At 44.2% G+C, this 19,180-nt stretch carries 13 protein-coding genes and 3 pseudogenes; 14 read left to right on the top strand and 2 right to left on the bottom strand.

The features are described from left to right. Window positions 1-4 precede the first annotated feature (4 nt). Window positions 5-1,924: a hydantoinase/oxoprolinase N-terminal domain-containing protein gene (locus BM008_RS10560; protein ID WP_091936759.1), complete on the bottom strand. Its 1,920-nt coding sequence runs from the start codon at window positions 1,922-1,924 to the stop codon at window positions 5-7. A gap of 630 nt (window positions 1,925-2,554) precedes the next feature. Between BM008_RS10560 and mttB the strand changes: the two are divergent. The 10 genes and pseudogenes from mttB (at window position 2,555) to BM008_RS10515 (ending at window position 11,818) form a co-directional block, all read left to right on the top strand. Next, window positions 2,555-4,045: pseudogene (mttB, locus tag BM008_RS10555) on the top strand ([trimethylamine--corrinoid protein] Co-methyltransferase). 16 nt (window positions 4,046-4,061) lie between these two features. Next, the gene (locus tag BM008_RS10550) at window positions 4,062-4,709 is read left to right on the top strand and encodes a cobalamin B12-binding domain-containing protein (RefSeq protein WP_091936757.1); all 648 of its coding nucleotides are present in this window, start codon (window positions 4,062-4,064) and stop codon (window positions 4,707-4,709) included. 283 nt (window positions 4,710-4,992) lie between these two features. Next, a complete protein-coding gene (locus tag BM008_RS10545; protein ID WP_091936755.1) occupies window positions 4,993-6,039 on the top strand; it encodes a DMT family transporter in 1,047 nt (348 codons plus the stop codon). A 1-nt stretch (window position 6,040) separates the two neighbouring features. Further along, on the top strand, window positions 6,041-6,334 hold the full coding sequence (locus tag BM008_RS10540; protein ID WP_091936754.1) for a hypothetical protein: 294 nt from the start codon (window positions 6,041-6,043) through the stop codon (window positions 6,332-6,334). Between the two features lie 12 nt (window positions 6,335-6,346). Further along, a complete protein-coding gene (locus tag BM008_RS14935) occupies window positions 6,347-6,496 on the top strand; it encodes a hypothetical protein (RefSeq protein WP_177188044.1) in 150 nt (49 codons plus the stop codon). Window positions 6,497-6,830: 334 nt separating this feature from the next. Beyond that, the gene (gene mtbC, locus BM008_RS10535) at window positions 6,831-7,475 is read left to right on the top strand and encodes a dimethylamine corrinoid protein MtbC (RefSeq protein WP_091936752.1); all 645 of its coding nucleotides are present in this window, start codon (window positions 6,831-6,833) and stop codon (window positions 7,473-7,475) included. Window positions 7,476-7,488: 13 nt separating this feature from the next. Next, window positions 7,489-8,892 (top strand): annotated as a pseudogene (gene mtbB / locus BM008_RS10530) ([dimethylamine--corrinoid protein] Co-methyltransferase). Window positions 8,893-8,993: 101 nt separating this feature from the next. Next, window positions 8,994-9,650: a methyltransferase cognate corrinoid protein gene (locus BM008_RS10525; protein WP_091936750.1), complete on the top strand. Its 657-nt coding sequence runs from the start codon at window positions 8,994-8,996 to the stop codon at window positions 9,648-9,650. Between the two features lie 13 nt (window positions 9,651-9,663). Continuing rightward, window positions 9,664-11,040: pseudogene (locus tag BM008_RS10520) on the top strand (monomethylamine:corrinoid methyltransferase). A gap of 157 nt (window positions 11,041-11,197) precedes the next feature. Further along, a complete protein-coding gene (locus tag BM008_RS10515; protein WP_091936748.1) occupies window positions 11,198-11,818 on the top strand; it encodes a hypothetical protein in 621 nt (206 codons plus the stop codon). Between the two features lie 30 nt (window positions 11,819-11,848). Here the strand turns inward: BM008_RS10515 and BM008_RS10510 are convergent, their stop codons facing one another. After that, entirely contained in the window at window positions 11,849-13,222 is a 1,374-nt protein-coding gene (locus BM008_RS10510) for a monomethylamine:corrinoid methyltransferase (protein WP_091936746.1), read from the bottom strand. A gap of 668 nt (window positions 13,223-13,890) precedes the next feature. Between BM008_RS10510 and mtbA the strand changes: the two genes are divergently transcribed. From mtbA to argS, 4 genes are all read left to right on the top strand, one after another. Then, window positions 13,891-14,910 carry a methylcobamide:CoM methyltransferase MtbA gene (mtbA, locus tag BM008_RS10505; RefSeq protein WP_091936745.1) on the top strand — a complete coding sequence of 340 codons (1,020 nt, stop codon included), beginning with the start codon at window positions 13,891-13,893 and terminating at the stop codon, window positions 14,908-14,910. Between the two features lie 148 nt (window positions 14,911-15,058). Then, window positions 15,059-15,997, top strand: a complete 939-nt coding sequence (twy1, locus tag BM008_RS10500) for a 4-demethylwyosine synthase TYW1 (RefSeq protein WP_091936743.1) — start codon at window positions 15,059-15,061, stop codon at window positions 15,995-15,997. Between the two features lie 162 nt (window positions 15,998-16,159). Continuing rightward, on the top strand, window positions 16,160-17,404 hold the full coding sequence (gene prf1 / locus BM008_RS10495; protein ID WP_091936741.1) for a peptide chain release factor aRF-1: 1,245 nt from the start codon (window positions 16,160-16,162) through the stop codon (window positions 17,402-17,404). A 56-nt stretch (window positions 17,405-17,460) separates the two neighbouring features. Next, the gene (gene argS, locus BM008_RS10490; protein ID WP_091936739.1) at window positions 17,461-19,164 is read left to right on the top strand and encodes an arginine--tRNA ligase; all 1,704 of its coding nucleotides are present in this window, start codon (window positions 17,461-17,463) and stop codon (window positions 19,162-19,164) included. Window positions 19,165-19,180: the final 16 nt, after the last annotated feature.

The following is a 19,180-nucleotide window of genomic DNA, read 5'->3' as shown; positions in this document are numbered from 1 at the left end:
CTTATCAGTTGTCCCTGTCCCCTACACCCAGCACTACAAGTTTCGTTTCCATTGGTGTTTTCCAGCCTACTGGAATTACCTCTTCTTTTTTGATATCTATTTTTATGTGGCTTGGGTCAAGTCCGGCATCCTTCATGTAACTGAGCACGGTGGTCTCTCCAAGGTTCACAGCATAGTCCAGAGCTTCCTTGTATTCATAGAAATTGCTTTTTCCCTGTTCAGAAAATACCAGGAATTCCCAGTCAGGGGCAGCCATAGATGCGGGTCTTATAAGTACCTCGAATCTCCTTATCCCCTTAGCAGCCAGTGCCCCGGCAGCGTTTCCGACACTTGAATATTCAGGAAGGACTATATCGGCATCCAGTATATCCTGCATTTCTTCCACGAAGGCCGTTACAGGTCCTCCTATCAATACAACAGGGACTTCGATCTTGAACTTTGCAGGTGACTGAATATCGAATATCTTTCTGATCTCGGTCTTTTCGACACCATCAAGGAAGAATGATACAAGGTCACATGCCATGTTCTTTGCGAACTCTCTCTTGATATATCGGGCAAATTCATATCTGTCCATGTTAACAAGTGAACCGAGCCTATCAGCACCGACCTCAGCTGCTTCTACATTCCTTTCCGTGTACTCACCGAGTACGTGGAGTGCATCTGTCAATGTGAAACCAATGGGCTGCAAGAGCCTTTTCTGTATGAGAGTATCAAATACGTTACTTGTAGGGTACTTCTTTATTCGGTTGAATATCTCGGTGGTTGATGTGGGGTGCTTCTTTACAGCTTCCAGTACTTCTTTTTCTTCAGGGCTTGCTTCCAGTACCTCATAATCCGTTCTCAGGTAGAACTTTGTTGGCTGGTAGTTGACACCAATTCTCATTTTTGAGGGGATTGGGTTTGCTTTGAGCTGTTCAAGAAAATCGGGATAGAGTACAGCAGCCCTGCATAGGGGTATGACTCTCCTCGGGCCGATATTGATCTTCTCTCCTTTGACCCATACATGGCTATCTCCTCCCATTGCAGATGTTTCCATCTTTATTGCTTTGACCCTTGTCTTCCATCCTCCTACAACAGCTCCTGCATCGCTCATTTCAGGAACCCCATTGTATATCACTGAGATATCGGTGCTTGTACCGCCTACATCTATGACCGCGCATGTTTCTCTTTCTGCAAGGAATGAGGCACCAACGAGACTTCCTGCTGGTCCTGAGAATATGGATTCAATGGGTTTTTTCAGAGCACTCTGTATGCCGATCACGGATCCGTCACATTTGAGCATGAATATCTTCGCATCGATGCCTCTGGACCTGATCTCTGATTCGACGGTGGTCATGAACCTTTCAGTTACAGGTATCAGTTGAGCATTCAGGAATGCCGTGACAGCTCTTTCAAATGCTCCCAGGTCCTGTGACAGCTCATAGCTGCAGACCACTGGTCTTCCGGTAAGGTCCATAATAATATCTTTTGCGCGGAGTTCATGGTCGTGGTTCCTCACACTAAAATATGAGGATATTGCGAAGGCTGAGACCTTATCTTTTACCTGTAGCACGAAATCTCTGATAGAATCCTCATCCAGGTCATTGGTCTCAACTCCGTTATGGTCATGTCCGCCTTTTACTTGCAGGAAATGTCTTGTGGGGAGTTCTTGCTTGATATCATAGTTGCCGATAAGTATCATGGCTACCGGGGAACCGGTCCCTTCAAGTATGCTGTTGGTGGAGAGTGTAGTGGACACCGATACTACTTTTACATCCATGAAGCGCACAGGGTCCAGGCCATCTATTGCTTCTGTGATCCCTTCCAGTGGGTCAGGATAGCTTGTAAGTGCTTTATTCGACTGTATTATCGTGTTGTTCTCATCATTTAAGAGGACTGCATCGGTGTATGTTCCTCCTGCATCTATTCCAAGACTGTAACTCATTTTTGTGAACTCCCTTATTTTATCTTATCAATGGTCTGGATGTTCAAGAATCAAGTTATATATATTTTGTGCATGAGGAATTAACGCTGTTAACACAAAAAACGCAATCTATCAGCTTGTTTTACTTATTTGTTGATTTGATAGACACATAATGAGGAAGAATCTTTATATGTGATTATTCAGTATGAGATACTTTGCTGTATGGATAATCGGTGGAAAATTGAATAATATCTTTTCATTTTTCCATGGTATTTTTCAGCTATTTATATACTACCAGTGCCTTTCGTTATATTTATATACTACATTGGAACGGTGGCATCTAGTAATCTATATATACTAGAAAAGAAACACAGACATTTCATATGTCTGTAGTTGTTTATCGTATTATTGGGAATCAGTATCAATAACTCTTTTGTAACTTGTTTCTTTTGCGGATATTGGGTTATCTTTTTATACTGGATATCGATAAGCCTGCATAGCAAAATATAAATACTAGATTACCAAGAAACATTTATATACTAGTATCTTCTACGTAATCTACAGGAACAAACTGCTTCAACGCATGTTCAATCCTTTCGGGAAAATTTTGGAGTAATCCCGAATTATAATTTAAATTGGAGGCTAAAGAAAATGGTAAACCACTTTTACCCAGGTAAGAGTCCATTGGAAGGTGTAAGTCTTGAGCTCTTCTCAGAAGATGATCTCAGAGCACTTCACTATGCTACAATGGACGTTTTTATAAACACTGGTATCCAGGTATCAGATGCTGAAGCTAGAGCGATCTTCAAAGAAGGTGGCTGTTTAGTAGATGAAAAAACACAGATCGTAAAGATCCCTGAATTTGTAGTTAACAGGGCTCTGCGTGACTGTCCTTCTAAGTTCGTTCTCTGGGGACGTGACAAGGCGAAGAATGTCAAGCAGGAGCACAAAGGAAAGGTACACTGGACCTGTTTCGGTACTGGTGTCAAGATGTGCAACTACGAGGGACCAGGAAAGTACACAACTGTTGATTCAACAGACAAGGACCTCGCAGACACAGCAAAGCTCTGTGACTGGGCAGAGAACATCGACTACTATTCACTTGCAGTTTCCGCAAGAGACTGGGCAGGAAAGGGTGCACAGGATGTTCACGAGACACTCACACCTTTGATGAACACAACAAAGCACTTCCACCACATCGACCCTGTAGGCGAGAACGTAGAATACTACCAGCAGATCGCTACTGCATACTATGGCGGAGATGCTGACGAAGCAGCAAAGAAACCTCTTTTCTCAACACTTACATGCCCAACAAGTCCACTTGAACTTGGTGACAATGCATGTCAGGTTATCATGAAGGGCGCAAGATTTGGCACACCTGTTAATGTACTTAGTATGGCAATGGCTGGAGGTTCATCACCAGTACACCTTGCAGGTACACTCGTTACACACAACGCTGAGGTACTCTCAGGTATTGTACTCGCACAATTGGTCAAGCCAGGTGCACCAGTATGGTACGGTAGCTCAACCACAACATTCGATCTTAAGAAAGGAACAGCACCAGTAGGTTCACCAGAACTCGGACTTATCAGTGCAGCTGTTGCAAAGCTCGGTCAGTACTACGGTCTGCCAACATTCGTTGCTGGTTCGTAGGCAGATGCCAAGATACCTGATGGCCAGGCTGGTCATGAGAAGACAATGACAACAATTCTTCCATCCTTTGCAGGTGCAAACACCCTGTACGGAGCAGGTATGCTTGAGCTCGGTATGACATTCTCACTCGAACAGCTCGTTCTTGACAATGATATGATCTCCATGACAAAGAAGGCAATGCAGGGAATCCCTGTAACCGAGGAGACCATGGCAGTTGACTCCATTGACCAGGTTGGTATTGGAAACAACTTCCTTGCACACAAGACAACAAGACAGAACATCGATCTCCCATCCAGCCCAATGCTCATTGACAGACTCATGTACGGAGACTGGGAAATGGCAGGTGCAAAGGACATCGCAACGGTTGCTCATGAAAAGGTCGTTGACATCATGAAGAACCACGAGGTCACACCAATAGACGCTGACCTGCTCAAGGATATGAAGGCAGTTGTAGAGAAGGCCGACAAGGCATTCAGGGCTAGCATGTAAAACAGGAGGTTTAGAAATGGCAACAAAAGAAGAAATTATTTCAAAAGCAAAAGCAGCTATCCTTGATTTTGATGATGAAGCAGCAGCAGCAGCAGCCCAGGAAGGGCTTGATGCAGATGTAGATCCTGTTGATCTTATTCAGGATGGATTCACAGCAGCTATGAACGAGGTTGGTGACCAGTTCGAAGCAGGTACTCTATTCCTTCCACACGTCATTGCAGCATCAGAGGCAATGAGTGCAGGAGTGGCTGTACTTACACCAGCACTTGAAGCAAAGGGCGCAGAGACAGCAAGCAAAGGAACTATCGTTATCGGTACAATTGAGGGAGATATCCACTCCATCGGTAAGGATATTGTCGCAACAATGCTCAAGATCGCAGGCTTCAAGGTCGTCGACCTTGGAAGGGATGTAGCGATCGGCAAATACGTTGAAGCAGTAAAGGCAAACAGTGCTGATGTAGTTGCTTCATCCGCTCTTATGACCACAACAATGGTCAGTCAGATACAGATCGAAGAACAACTCAAGGAAGCAGGAGTTCGCGATTCCGTCAAGACAATGGTCGGCGGCGCACCTGTGACCCAGGACTGGGCAACCAAGATCGGAGCAGACGTCTATGGCGAGAACGCCACTGATGTGGTTTCCAAGCTTAACGCAATGTTCTAAGACAAAAAGAAAATTGAGAGAATTAGTTGTGAGGATGTATATCGAGTACAACCTCACAACCTGAAGACAATTTTTGTGTTTATTGTCTTCCACCAATTGGTGCTACATGGATATCATTTTTCCGTTGTAGCCTCCTCAAAAGAGGATGATGGCTGCCAGACTGATAAGGAATGGCAGTGCTTCACCTTTTTTTGAGTATTAGTTCCGGTAATGTCCGGAATTATCAATATGCCATGCAATGGCATATCTTATTCAAGAAGGTTTGAAATTGGAGGTATTGACTTTGGATCTAAAAGCTTTAAAAAAGCAAGAACACAAGAAAAGGGTTAAGTATGGTTATATGTGGGCTCTTTTCTGTGCAGTTCTCTGGGGTATGTGGTATATACCAGGTACAACGGTATGGGTATTGAACCCGTTCGATGAGATGTACGGTGAGATCGCTGCAGGAAGTGGCGATGGAATGGCACTAGTAATAGTGGCCGTACTAATTACAGCATTCAATGCATTAACAGTTATTCTGGCTCTTGCCGTCTGGAATGGTGTCCTTGGTAAGTTCGGAGAGATGAAGAGAACGGTGAAGGAATTCCATCCCTGTTCAAAATGGTTCTTCCTGGCGTCTATTTTTGGTGGTCCTATGGCCATATTGGGTTCTTTTATAGCTATGGGTTTCATTGGAGGTGCTTTTGCAGCAGTTGCAGCACTCATGTATCCTGTAGTTGGTTCCATACTTGCACAAAAGTGGTATGGTGAAAAGATATCCAAGCGTGCTTATCTGGGTATTGCTTTCATCATTCTCGGTGGTATCACCATATTCGGTGGTGGACTGATTACTGAGATCGGAAGTGGAAATGTTGCATGGATCGGTTACCTTGGTGGTCTTATGGCAGCAGCAGGATGGGGAATTGAAGGTGCGATCGCAGGAAAGGGTCTTGACATCGCAGAACCTGATGTAGGTCTTACACTGAGGTTCCTTGGTGAGAACATCATCTGGTGGATCCTTATTGTTCCAGCACTTGCAATTGCAGGATTCCCAATGTTCAAGTATGCACTTCTTGCATTCGAGCCACTCACACTTCTGGTACTTATCTTTGCAGGTATAACATTTGGTTTCTGTTATGTTGCCTGGTACAAGTCCTTCCCGCTCATCGGTGTGGGCAGGGGACAGGGTATCGGTAACCTGTACGGTCTGTTCGCTGTGATATTCATTTTCCTCTTCTTCGGAGATGTTCCTGCATGGACCATTCTTCTGGGAGGCGCTCTTTGTCTTGGAGGTAGTTCTATCATGTTCTCCGAGGACACAGGTGAAATGGAATCTCTGAGAGGTGATTAAAATGGCAGGAAACCGTCCGGTCAAATTCAGGATACTTGAATTGTGTAACAGTGGTAAATGGAACTATGAGATCGTTGCGCAGATCCAGAAAGAGTACCCTGGCCTCAAAGGAAATTTCCACAGGGATTCCATCAATTTTGATATTATCGAACTTGCATCAGGTGGAATGCTTGAAGATATAGAGACCAAGGTCGATGAAGAAGGGATCTACAAGAAAGGTTTCCTTCTGCACAAGTACAAATTGACGGATTTCGGAAAGATAAGGGCTTCAGATGCCTGTTTAATGTATGTATAAGGAGTGATGAAAATGGTACAGACACAAGCTGCAATGGAAGCTTACAATGCTTACTGGGTGAACTCACCTTTGCCAGCTGCTGATGTTATGTGGATGGTTGCCATCCTGCTCGTAGCATTACTGGCACTCTGGCAGGCGAGAACGTTCGTTTCACAGTTCTAAGGAGAATCCTGAAAAGAATCTCTTTAAGATCAGTTGAGTAGATGGACACGGTAAGTTTACAGGTCTTCATCCCATGGTTGGACCTGTGGATCAACCGTGTCCGTTGATATTTATTTTAGTCTACTTGCCTGAAGGTTCTGTAAGTCAATATAATAGAAAAATATAAATACTAGACACTAAGGAGATGCATGAGTAACATTTATATAGTGTGGTAAATGGCAACATATATATCTATCGTATAACTATGCAGTTTAACCTTCGGGTTATACCCCAACTTCAAACCAGAATAAAATTAGAATCGTTTAAAATTATCAAAAATCAACGAGGTGTACAAATGAGCAAAGAAGAAATGTTCAAAGAACTCTCAGATGCTGTAGTTACATGCAAGAAAGATGTTGTAATAGCAGCAGTTGAGAAGGCAAAGGGCGAAGGCATCCCTGCCCCAGAGATCATAGAGAAGGGTCTTGCAGCAGGAATGAACGAAGTCGGTGTCCGTTTTGAAAGAGGAAAGTTATTCCTTCCTCATGTAATGATGGCTGCAGGCGCAATGGAAGAAGGTGTCAAGCTTCTTGAAGCAGACATGCCAAAGGATGCTGTCAGCAAGAAACTCGGTGTAATCGTGAACGGTACCGTTGAAGGTGACGTACACGACATCGGAAAGGCAATCGTATCAACCATGCTCCAGTCCGCTGGCTTTGAAGTTCACGACATTGGAAGAGATGTTCCACTGCAGAATTTCATTGACAAGATCAAAGAGACGAATGCGGACATGGTCGGTCTTTCAGCACTTATGACAACCACCCTCCAGGGCCAGAAGGATGTTATCGAGATGCTCAAAGAAAATGGCATGAGAGATGATGTCAAGGTCATGGTCGGCGGTGCTCCTGCAACCCAGGCATGGGCTGACAAGATCGGTGCAGACTGCTACGCAGAGAATGCAAGTGAAGCTGTTGTAAAAGCCAAGGAACTTCTTGTTTAAGTGAGGAATCATCATGACAACAGAATATAAATTGAGAATGGGCGACGGAAAGCGCATTTTCATGACAAAGGAGCAGATCGTTGCTGACCTTAAAGAGGGTATGGCAGACGCTGCAGACCTTGGAAGCATTCCAGATCTTAGTGCAGATGAGATCGACAAGCTCGTGGACATTATCACCATGCCTTCAAGGATGGTTGGTGTCGAGCAGGGTATGGAAGTCCCAGTGACCCACGATATCGGTACTATCAGAATTGATGGTGACCAGGGTAACAGTGGTGTCGGAATTCCATCCAGCAGACTTGTCGGTGCAATGATGCACGAGCGCGCATTTGGTGCAGACACAATGGAACTTGGTCACATCGACTACAGTTACAAGCCTGCAAAGCCAGTAATTGCACAGGAAATGCAGACAATGGAAATCTGCCAGCAGAATATGATCGTTCCTCTTCTTTACGGTGCAATGCCAAACATGGGTCTTTACTACACACCAGATGGTCCTTTCGAGAACCCAGGTGACCTTATGAAGGCATTCAAGATCGACGAAGCAAGACAATCCATGGAACACTCTGCAGAACACCTCACAAGGGATATTGTCTGGATCATGCAGAAAATGATGGCATCAGGTTCTGACGGTGTCAACTTCGATACTATCGGTGCTGCAGGTGACGGTGACATGTATGCATCACTCCACGCGATCGAAGCACTCAGAAAGCAGTTCCCTGATATCTATATTGAAGCAGGTATGGCAGGAGAACTTATGCTTGGAATGCACGGTGAGCTTGAGTACGATGGCACAACCCTTGCAGGTCTGTGGCCACATGAGCAGGCTCCACTTGTTGCAAAGGCAGGAGCAAACGTTTTCGGTCCTGTTGTTAACACAAACACCAGCAAGAGTGCAGCATGGAACCTTGGAAGAGCTGTTACATTCATCAAAGCAGCTGTTGAAGCTTCAACACTACCATGCCATGTGAACATGGGAATGGGTGTTGGTGGTATTCCAATGCTCGAAACCCCTACAATTGACGCTGTATCAAGAGCCAGCAAGGCGATGGTCGAAATTGCTGGCGTGGATGGTATATAGATAGGGGTCGGCGACCCGATGGGTATGCCGATCTCCCACATAATGACCTCCGGAATGAGCGGAATTAGAGCTGCCGGTGACCTTGTTGCAAGAATGGAATTTGCAAAGGGAATGAGAATTGGAGAAGCAAAGGATTACGTTGCAAAGAAACTTGACGTAACCACAGATGACCTCAGTGATGAGTATGTAATGAGGGAACTGAGAGAAGAGCTCGGTATCGGTGTCATCACTTCAGTTGCAGGTGCTCCAAAGGGAATCGCAGCTAAGATGAATATCGAGAAACTGCTCGATCTTAAGATCAACAGCTGTGAGAAATTCAGGGGACAGATCGCCTGAATTCATAGTGGTTCACTGTGATCGCCTGGGACGGTGTTCCAGGCCTCAACAGTTTTCCACTTTTTAATTTCAATATACTACTAATAAAACAAGGTGAAATTATGTCAAATCAGGAAATGTTAGACAAGCTCAGAGACACTATCGTTACACAGAACATCAACGGTTGTGCCGAAGCTACCCAGGAAGCTCTGGATTCTGGAATGACCGCTGTTGAGATCATTAACGATGGTCTTTCAGTAGGTATGAAGATAATCGGTGACAAGTTCGAAGCAGCAGAGGTATACCTTCCGCAGATCATGATGTCTGCAAAGGCAATGAACGCTGCTATGGAGATCCTTGTCCCTGTACTTGCAGAAGAGAAGGGAGCAGACGATGAAGGTGTCGGACTTGCTGTAACCTACGTACAGGAAGGCGACATCCACGATATCGGTCACCGCCTCGTAACAACAATGCTTGAAGCAAACGGTTTCAGGATAATTGACATGGGCGTTGACGTACCAAATGACAATATTGTTGAAGAGATTGCAAAGCACAAGGGTAAGAAGGTCATCCTCGTTGGTTCAGCACTGATGACAACATCAATGCTCGGACAGAAGGACACTGTATCAATGCTTGCAGAAGAAGGGCTTCGTGACTCTGTCAAGATCATGTTCGGTGGAGCACCAGTATCAGATGCATGGATCGCAGAGATTGGAGCAGATGCAACAGCAGAGAACGCAGCAGATGCAGCTCGCGTAGCTCTTGAGATTATGAAATAAGAGGTGTTCAAAGATGACATTCGCAAGATCAATGGATTGTTTCGAGTTCTATGAGAGAGCAAAGAAGGGAGAGAAGATGACCCAGGACGACTGGGACCTCATGACCATCCCTATGAAGGCAATGGAACTCAAACAGAAATATAACCTTGACTTCAAGAACGAATTTGTTCCAACTGACAAGGACATGATGGAAAACCTGTTCAAAGCAGGTTTTGAGATGTTACTTGAATGTGGTATTTTCTGCACCGACACAAGCCGTGTGGTAAAATATACCGAGGATGAGATATGGGATGCTCTTAACAACGTCCAGAAAGGGTTCACACTCGGAACTGGCAGAGACTCCGTCAACGTCAGGAAAAGAAATGTTGGCGACAAGAGAAAGCCAATAGTTCAGGGTGGTCCAACAGGTTCCCCAATTTCCGAAGACATGTTCATGCCAGTTCACATGAGCTATGCTCTTGAAAAGGAAGTCGACACAATTGTCAACGGTGTCATGATGACAGTCCGTGGCAAACCACCAATTCCAAAGAGTCCTTATGAGATCCTTGCAGCCAAGACCGAAACAAGGCTGATCAAGAATGCAGCTGCAATGGCCGGAAGGCCAGGCATGGGCATATAGGGACCAGAGACTTCCCTGTCCGCTCAGGGAAATATCGCTTCAGACTGCGTCGGTGGCCAGGTCTGCAGTGACAGTCACGAAGTATCACAGCTCAACGAGCTTAAGATCGACCTCGATGCTATCAGTGTGATGGCACACTATCAGGGTAACAGTGACATTATCATGGATGAACAGATGCCTATCTTTGGAGGATATGCCGGTGGCATAGAAGAAACCACTATCGTAGATATCGCAACTCACATCAATGCATTTGTAATGAGCAATGCAAGCTGGCATCTTGACGGTCCGGTCCACATTCGCTGGGGCTCTACAAACACTCGTGAAACCCTCCAGATCGCTGGATGGGCATGTGCAACTATCTCAGAATTCACTGACATAATATCCGGTAACCAGTACTATCCATGTGCAGGTCCATGTACCGAGATGTGTCTTTTGGAAGCATCCGCCCAGTCCATAACTGACACAGCATCCGGCCGTGAGATCCTCTCCGGTGTGGCAGCTGCAAAGGGTGTTGTCCAGGACAAGACCACAGGTATGGAAGCAAGGATGATGGGAGAGGTTGCAAGAGCAACAGCAGGAATGAACATCGATGATGTCAACAAGGTCCTCGACCTCCTTGTAAGCTCCTACGAGGGCAACTATGCAAATGCACCAGAGGGTAAGACCTTCCAGGAATGTTACGATGTAGCTACCGTAACACCAACTGATGAATACATGAAGGTCTACGACGGCGCACGCAAGAAGCTCGAAGAGTTCGGACTTGTATTCTAAGATTAAAAAATCCCTGTGATAACATAGTTTATCACTTCCCTAACGGGCCAGCGACTTATCACCGCTGGCTCACCTAACTTTTTTGATAATTCAGGTTTAACTAATTTTTTGAATCCTACCTATAAACATATCTACAAGAAAACTACTTTTTATTTATATGAAAAATGAAGAGATTCATAATCCCATTTTTTTGAATATAACAATCAACGTTGCAATTGTTTCTATTGTTCAATATATAATGGATAAGCAACTCGGTTCTGGGTATTCCTCTCTTCTTTCTGATTATTATAGCTTATCGATAGTTGCATTCGTTTTTATTTATGTTTTTATTGAATCTAATTTGCTAACTGTTCCAAGAAAAGTAATTGAAGCAGCAAAAAGTTATTTTTTGTTAAATCTTTTCATTGCTGGGATTCTGCTATTATTAAGTAAGTATGCAAGTTCGTTCATTATCTACAATAAATCAATTTTTGTATTGGTTACATCACTATTGATTGCTGCTAATATTGCAATACCTCTTGTTTTTTGTGTGCTAATATTTGTATTAGGATTATTTTGGAATACAATAGCAAAAATAGGGAAATCTTTTTTAGAATCAGATGAAAAAAGAGAATATTTTTTGACAAAAGTTATTATTTCATTTATAATATCTTCGTATTGTTTTTTGATTCTCATTCAATTTGAGCAAAGTATGATTTTATCGATTACTTTTTCACTTTTAATCCTTGTTTTTATAAATGTGTGCACCTATTTACGCATGCCTCATTCAGATAATTAAAAATTGTTGATTGGTTTATTTGATATTTTCTCAAACGGGCTCACCAGGAATATCGCCCATGATTTCATAAGATATCTTCCTGTAGAGTGACAGGTATTCCTCGGTGGGTTCCATATCGTATTCGGAGCGGATATTATAGCACTTGTTGAATGGTTTGCCTTCAGGTGGATTTCTGATGCGATCAGCGTATTTGGAATATATCTTGGATACCAGTTTGTTAGCTTCTGTGAGTGTCAACTGTGTTGCTAATTGCGCCATCTCGCCCATGAATCTTGATTCAATTCCTGAGGAGTGATCGGCAGTACTTCCCAGACGCCCTGTTGGTCCAAGTAGCATATTCCTGCCGCAGACAGTATCGCCGATCGCCTGTGCAGCGGTCTCGTAGAACATCATGTCGGTGCAGATACCGGCAGAGTTCCAGTAGTATCTTGCAGTGTAATAGTTCATATTTCTGGAAACGGCAAGCGATGCCAGATTTGATGCCCACATTATCTCCTTTGTACTCGATGATCCGGTTTCAGCATGTACTGCACCAGATGCATGTATACTGGAGTGAGCCAGTACCTTGGATTGAAGTGTCTCTGCCACATCTATGATAGCAAGTCCTTTAGGAGAACCGATACATGGCCCGCCAAAAACAGGTACCTGCCCTGATATGTAGTGATTACCATGTTCCTGATGATAGATGCACTTTGAGAGCGTGTCGTAATCCACCTTGAGGTCGTCCATATAGACTTCCTGTGGATCTGCACTTGAGTAAAGTTCATCAGATGAGACAAGTAAAGATGATGTTGTTAGCGTTGAGGTGCTCGGCCCCATAAGTGTAAGTCCTTCCCTGCCTGCGATCTTCGTTGCCAGTCTTTCATTTCTGGACGCTTTCAGTACAGCAAGCATCTCCAGTGGACTTCTTGGTTGTATGTATTCTCCTCCAAACTGTTTCATGGCTCCACTGTATATTCCCTGCACAACGTTCTCTTGCACAGAACTCAGGTTAACATAAAGGAAATTGTCTTCGGATACGCTTCCTCCCATGGGTCCACCTATGATGACAGGTGGAAAAGAGACCATAGGATAGCGATGTGGAACTGCCACCTTCTCTTTAAGCCTCCCGATCTCAAGAGGATTTGTTGTGTTCAGAGCCTTCAGGATATCCTCTTCATCTATATGGATAACTCTCTTGGTGCTTTTACAGAATATACCTGTGGAATGGAGAAGTTCAATACCTGCCTCAAAGACAGCATCTGCAAGTTCAAGGTCATCAGGAACGAAGGTCTCGGGGTCATATTCTATACCATATTTGAAAGCCAGCTCTTCTGATTTTTTGAATATAAGGATGTCATGCTCTCTTTCTGTTCGTTTTTCCCCTGCAATTGCGTACTTGAGGTATTTGTAGATGTTCTGCATGACAATTCTCCTGTTTTTTAGAAAAGAACATTCTGTCAAATGACAGTAGATGATCGCCTGTGGATTATTTCTTTAATAGAAAGTAGTCAATTGCTTCTTATATTTATATTTTTCCACCAGTTTTTGATCAGATCCCAATATATTGGAATAAAGTATGCCTGCTTATGTTGTTTTTTTAATATTTTCATCTGCCAGTATTCAATTTTTTTTAGTAAGCCTTATATGTATACTTCTTTTCAGGCAATATGATCAAATGAAATCCCTGTATACTTTATTCTGCCAATAATACCGGTATTCATTTTCTGGACCTTTCTCATTTATAATGAGGTGCGCACCTTGCTTAAATTATATTTATATTTTTTGCATATCTGCTCTCCTCCATCAGTCTGTTATTATTTAAGAACTATCATATATAATTAAGGATGTATTGGCTTTGAACAAATATCATACATCAACTATTATTTGCAATAAACACTATCAATAAAGGCATATATCCCTATGTTCTCTTCTTGTTGGTAAAATAGGTATTCGTGCTCATAATCTGCTATTTATATCTTTCCGGCAGTTTCTGTTTGAATGTCATATTTAACTTTAACTGCGCACCTATCGAAAAATATATATTCCAGTGAACCAAATTCGAACATAATCACACTATGGAGATCATATCTATGGCAGAATATACACCTAAAGAAAGATTAGCAAGAGCACTTACCGGCCAGTCTGTTGACAGGATGCCAGCAGTCTCAGTAACACAGACAGGAACAGTAGACCAGATGGAAGCTTGTGGCGCTTCCTGGCCAGAAGCAAACTACGATGCCCAGCAGATGGCAACACTCGCTGAAGCAGGTCACACTGTAGTAGGTTTTGAAGCTGTTCGTGTTCCTTTCGACATCACCGCAGAAGCTGAGTTCTTCGGCTGTGAGATCAAGGACGGTACAAAAGAACAGCAGCCATCCGTAATTGGTCATGTTGTATCAAGCATGGAAGATATCGAAAAGCTCAAGGGCTACGATCTTAACAACGGCAGGATCAACGTTGTATGTGATGCGATCAAGATCCTTGCAGACAAATACGGAGACGAACTTCCTATTATGGGCAGTATGATCGGTCCTTTTTCCCTTGCTCAGCACGTCAATGGTGACAACTGGTTCATGGAGATCATGACAAATGAGGAATTTGGTCTTGCACTCATGGAATTCACAACCGATTTCAGTGTCGCATATGCAAAGAAGATGGTAGAGAACGGTGCAGATACAATGGTCATCATTGACCCAACCGCAAGTCCACAGCTTATCGGTAATGAGTTCTACGAGAAGTTCGTGGTGCCTTTCCACAAGAAGGTCTGTGATGCAATGCGTGAGCTTAATGTTGCAACAGTGCTTCATGTCTGTGGTGACACGACCAAGGGTCTTGGAGTCATGGAAACATGTGGTGTGGATGCCATCAGTGTTGACCAGAATGTGGATGCTGCAACTGCTGTAGGAAATGTGAAAAATGCTATCATCATCGGCAATCTCGATCCTGTGAACATGCTCTGGAACCAGACCCCTGAGGCTATCAAGGAGCAGTCACAGAAGGTCCTTGATGCAGGTATTGGTCTGCTTGCACCAGGTTGTGGCATTGTCAGTAAGACACCTACCGAGAACCTCCAGGCAATGGTAGAGATGGCAAAGAGCCATAAATACTGAGAGAAACTGAGATAATAACTAATATTTTTCCCCCACCCTCCGTAGCACCGGTCCTTTTACTGCATTTCAGGACCGGTGTCTGCTACTTTTCCTTCGAATTCCTGTTTTCCACACATTTATATATTCTGAAATTCTACTAGAGCCAGAGATGTCCCGCAGAAGAAAGAAAGATATTGAGATCACGGATTTTAAAAGCCTGTTAAAGAAGCAGGGCTATAGTCTCGCAGGCAAACACAGTGCTGTTAAGACATGTCTCTGGCTTCGTCGTTCTATCAAGGATGAAGGTGAATGCTACAAATCCATCTTCTATGGGATAACTTCGCATCGATGTCTTCAGATGACACCGACCCTTATCTGTAATCAGAAATGCCTGCACTGCTGGAGGCCTACTGACATAGATGTCACTATGCCTGTTGGCTATGATTCTCCAGAGGAAATAGTGAGGTCTGCAATTGAGTCCCAGAGAAGATTGCTGACAGGATTCGGACATTCCGCTCCTCCTCATCTCTGGAAGGAAGGCAACGATCCAAAACATGTGGCCATCTCACTTTCCGGTGAACCAACACTTTTCCCTCATCTTCCTGAGCTCATCGAGGAATTCAAAGAACAGGACTTTACGACCTTTGTTGTAAGCAACGGTACAGTGCCTGAAATGATGGAAAGGATCGATCCTGCACAATTATATATGAGCCTTGATGCTCCTGACAGGGAAACCTACGAAAAGGTCTGTGTTCCTGATTCTCCAAAGCTATGGGATAGGATTCTAAGATCACTGGAGATCCTCAGGGACAAGGAAACAAGAACTGTCATTCGTATTACCCTTATCAAGGATGTCAATATGTTCAGCCCGGAAGCCTATGCGGAGCTCATAAAGATAGCAGAACCGGATTATATAGAGGTCAAAGCGTACATGCACCTTGGTTTCTCCAGGAAAAGACTTCCACGTGAAGCAATGCCTTCTCCTGAAGAGGTTCTGGAATTCTCAGAAGAGCTGGCAGAACACCTTGGATATAAGGTTGCAGGGAATGTTGAGGTCAGCAGGGTAGTACTCCTGTCAAAAGATGGTTCTGTAACGCATCTTGTATGACAGATACTAATAATATTTTATAGGTGAACCCCAATGATACCGACCATTCAGGAACTCTTCTATACTCTCTGTCACAATCTATATTTATAACAAGGCATACATAAGCAACCAAAATAATCGAAGATATAGCTTATCTCTTTATTCAAATGGAGTATTCACAAAATGTCAGAACAATCTGCTCATTCAAAATATGAATTCAAAAAATCATTGGAGGAGCTCCGTACCAAAAAAGGACGTGGTACAGAACTGATCTCCTTGTATATCCCTCCCACAAAGCAAATATCAGATGTTACATCCCAGCTTAAGAACGAACACGGACAGGCTGCTAACATCAAATCCAAAGTAACACGTGATAATGTGCAGGGTGCACTGGAATCCCTGCTTTCAAGGCTCAGATATGTGGAAGTTCCCGAAAATGGTATTGTATTCTTTACAGGTGCTGTTGACATAGGTGCCAACAAGACCAATATGGAAACACGCATAGTAGAGCCACCACAGCCTATTATCACATACAGGTATCACTGTGATTCATCTTTCTTCATTGAACCATTGGAGGAGATGCTAAAGGACGCAAAGACATACGGTCTTCTGGTACTGGACAGGAGGGAGGCAACAGTAGGTCTTCTTGTGGGCAAGCGTATCGAGACCTTCAGAAATCTGACCTCAACGGTTCCCGGAAAACAGAGAAAAGGAGGACAGAGTGCACACAGGTTCCAGCAACTCAGACTTATCGCTATCCATGAGTTCTATAAGCGTATCGGTGACGCTGCAAGTGATGTATTCCTTACGGTAGATCACAAGGATTTCCAGGGAGTGCTTATTGGTGGTCCTTCCCCTACAAAGGAAGAGTTCGAGTCAGGAGAGTTCCTGCACCACGAGCTCCAGAGGAAGATCCTTGGTCTCTTCGATGTTGCATACACTGATGAATCCGGTCTTTCAGAACTTGTGAACTCTGCAAGTGAAAGACTTTCAGACCTTGACCTCATGGTCGAAAAGAAACTCATGCAGCGCTTCTTTACAGAACTGGTATCTGATTCAGGTAAGGTTGCATACGGTGAGTCACAGGTCCGTGATAACCTGAACATCGGTGCAGTGGAAGTGCTTCTGATATCCGAAGGCCTGAGGGCTGAAAGACTTAATCTTAAGTGTCCGAACGGAGATTATGAGAACGCTATTACCCGTAATTTCAAACCTGGAGAGGAAGATACTTCCGCTATTCCATGTCCGGTATGTGGAACAGGTGTCGAGGTCGTTGAAAGGGTTGACATAGTCGATGAACTCTCAGAACTTGCTGACCAGATGGCAACACAGGTAGAGTTCATATCAACGGACTTCGATGAAGGTTCCCAGCTCCTGAACGCATTCGGTGGTATAGTCGCCATCCTCAGATTCAGTACCGGTGTCTGAACAGGACCGGTATCATTTTGTTTTTATTTTTTGATCTAATAATGTAGGTGTTATCTTTGTTCCTTGAATTTAAAAGACAGGTTACAGAGGCTCTTGAGAATGCCCTTGCGTCCCTTGGATATGAAACGGACGATATGGGACTTGAGCCATCACAGCATGCGGATATTGCTTCAAAGGTCGCTTTCAGGCTGGCTGCACAGGCAAAGAGCAATCCAAAAGAGCTTGCTGAGAAAATAGTCGCTGCTATCGAACTGCCTGAAGGATCCCTGATCGGCAATATCAAGACCGTCGGTCCTTATATCAACATAGAGGCAGGACGCAATTATGTTGACGATACGGTTAACAGGATACTTGAAGAAAAGGAAGCCTTTGGTGGCAATTTCTGTGAGGGCAAAATATTGCTCGAGCACACTTCTGCCAACCCCAACGGTCCGCTTCACGTAGGTCACATCCGTAACTCAATTATCGGTGACACACTTGTGCGTATCCTGAAAAAGGCAGGATATGAGGTCGAGACCCAGTACTATGTCAATGACATGGGTCGTCAGATCGCTATCGTCTCATGGGCACTTTCACTTTTCGATTTCGATACATCCAGAAAACCCGATCATGCGATAGCGGATGTTTACATCAAGGCAAATGCGATCCTCAATGAGGAACCTGAAAAGGTCGCTGAGATCGATAAACGTATGCAGCTTGTGGAAAGCGGTGATGAGGAGACCATCAAGAGCTTCGATGAGGCTGTAAGCCTGGCAGTAACAGGTATCAAGCAGACCCTCTTACGCATGAATGTCAGTCATGACAGTTTCCCGCACGAGTCCAGTTACATCCGTTCAGGTGCAGTTTCCAGAATAGTTGAGGAAATAAAGGCTACCGGAAGAACAGAGGATGATAATGGTGCTCTGGTTGTCGATCTTTCTGATTATGGTTTTGAAAAGACACTTGTCATCCAGCGTAGTGACGGAACCTCACTTTACACAACACGTGACCTTGCATACCACGAGTGGAAGGGAGAACGCGCAGACAGGCTGATCGATGTACTTGGTGCAGACCACAAATTGATCTCTGGTCAGCTCAAAGCAACTCTCAATGCAATAGGTAAGAAGGAACCTGAGATCGTTATCTTCGAGTTCGTTTCACTTCCTGAAGGTTCCATGAGCACACGCCGTGGAAAGTTCATCTCAGCTGATGACCTTCTCGAACAGATAGAGGAGAGCGCATATGCAGAGGTCCAGAAACGCAGACCTGAGATGGAAGACGAGTTCAAGAAGGACGTTGCCAGCATGGTAGGTATCGGTGCTGTGAGGTATGATATCGTGAAGGTCTCACCTGAGAAGTCCACGGTCTTCAACTGGGAAGAGGCACTTGACTTCGAAAAGCAGGGTGCACCTTTCATCCAGTATTCACATGCAAGGGCATGTAATATCCTTAAAAAGGCAGAAGAGGAAGGCAAATGGGACCCTGCAGGAAAGATAGACCCATCACTTCTGACAGAGGATACCGAGGTCGACCTTATCAAGAAGATGGCAGCCTTTGACAGTATCATCGATATCTGTGCAAGGGACCTCAAACCGCATACAATAGCAATATATTCAAGAGAACTTGCAGACGCCTTCAATCAGTTCTACAGGTTCGTGCCTGTTGTAAGTGCTGAAGAGGACGACATAAGGGCAAGCAGACTGGCCCTTGTGAACTGTGCAAGGATAGTTCTTGCAAATGCTCTCGATACACTTGGTATCGGTGCACCTGAATCAATGTGAGAGGGCGGGAGCTTTC

The sequence above is a fragment of the Methanolobus profundi genome, assembly GCF_900114835.1.
GTDB classification, from domain to species: Archaea; Halobacteriota; Methanosarcinia; order Methanosarcinales; family Methanosarcinaceae; genus Methanolobus; species Methanolobus profundi.
This window is presented reverse-complemented; position numbering and strand designations above follow the sequence as displayed.

Coding starts and splice junctions, on each gene's coding strand:
- mtbC (WP_091936752.1), top strand. CDS start 6,831: ATGAGCAAAGAAGAAATGTTCAAAGAACTCTCAGATGCTGTAGTTACA.
- BM008_RS10560 (WP_091936759.1), bottom strand. CDS start 1,924: ATGAGTTACAGTCTTGGAATAGATGCAGGAGGAACATACACCGATGCA.
- BM008_RS14935 (WP_177188044.1), top strand. CDS start 6,347: ATGGTACAGACACAAGCTGCAATGGAAGCTTACAATGCTTACTGGGTG.
- BM008_RS10525 (WP_091936750.1), top strand. CDS start 8,994: ATGTCAAATCAGGAAATGTTAGACAAGCTCAGAGACACTATCGTTACA.
- BM008_RS10510 (WP_091936746.1), bottom strand. CDS start 13,222: ATGCAGAACATCTACAAATACCTCAAGTACGCAATTGCAGGGGAAAAA.
- prf1 (WP_091936741.1), top strand. CDS start 16,160: ATGTCAGAACAATCTGCTCATTCAAAATATGAATTCAAAAAATCATTG.
- twy1 (WP_091936743.1), top strand. CDS start 15,059: ATGTCCCGCAGAAGAAAGAAAGATATTGAGATCACGGATTTTAAAAGC.
- mtbA (WP_091936745.1), top strand. CDS start 13,891: ATGGCAGAATATACACCTAAAGAAAGATTAGCAAGAGCACTTACCGGC.
- BM008_RS10515 (WP_091936748.1), top strand. CDS start 11,198: ATGAAAAATGAAGAGATTCATAATCCCATTTTTTTGAATATAACAATC.
- BM008_RS10540 (WP_091936754.1), top strand. CDS start 6,041: ATGGCAGGAAACCGTCCGGTCAAATTCAGGATACTTGAATTGTGTAAC.
- BM008_RS10550 (WP_091936757.1), top strand. CDS start 4,062: ATGGCAACAAAAGAAGAAATTATTTCAAAAGCAAAAGCAGCTATCCTT.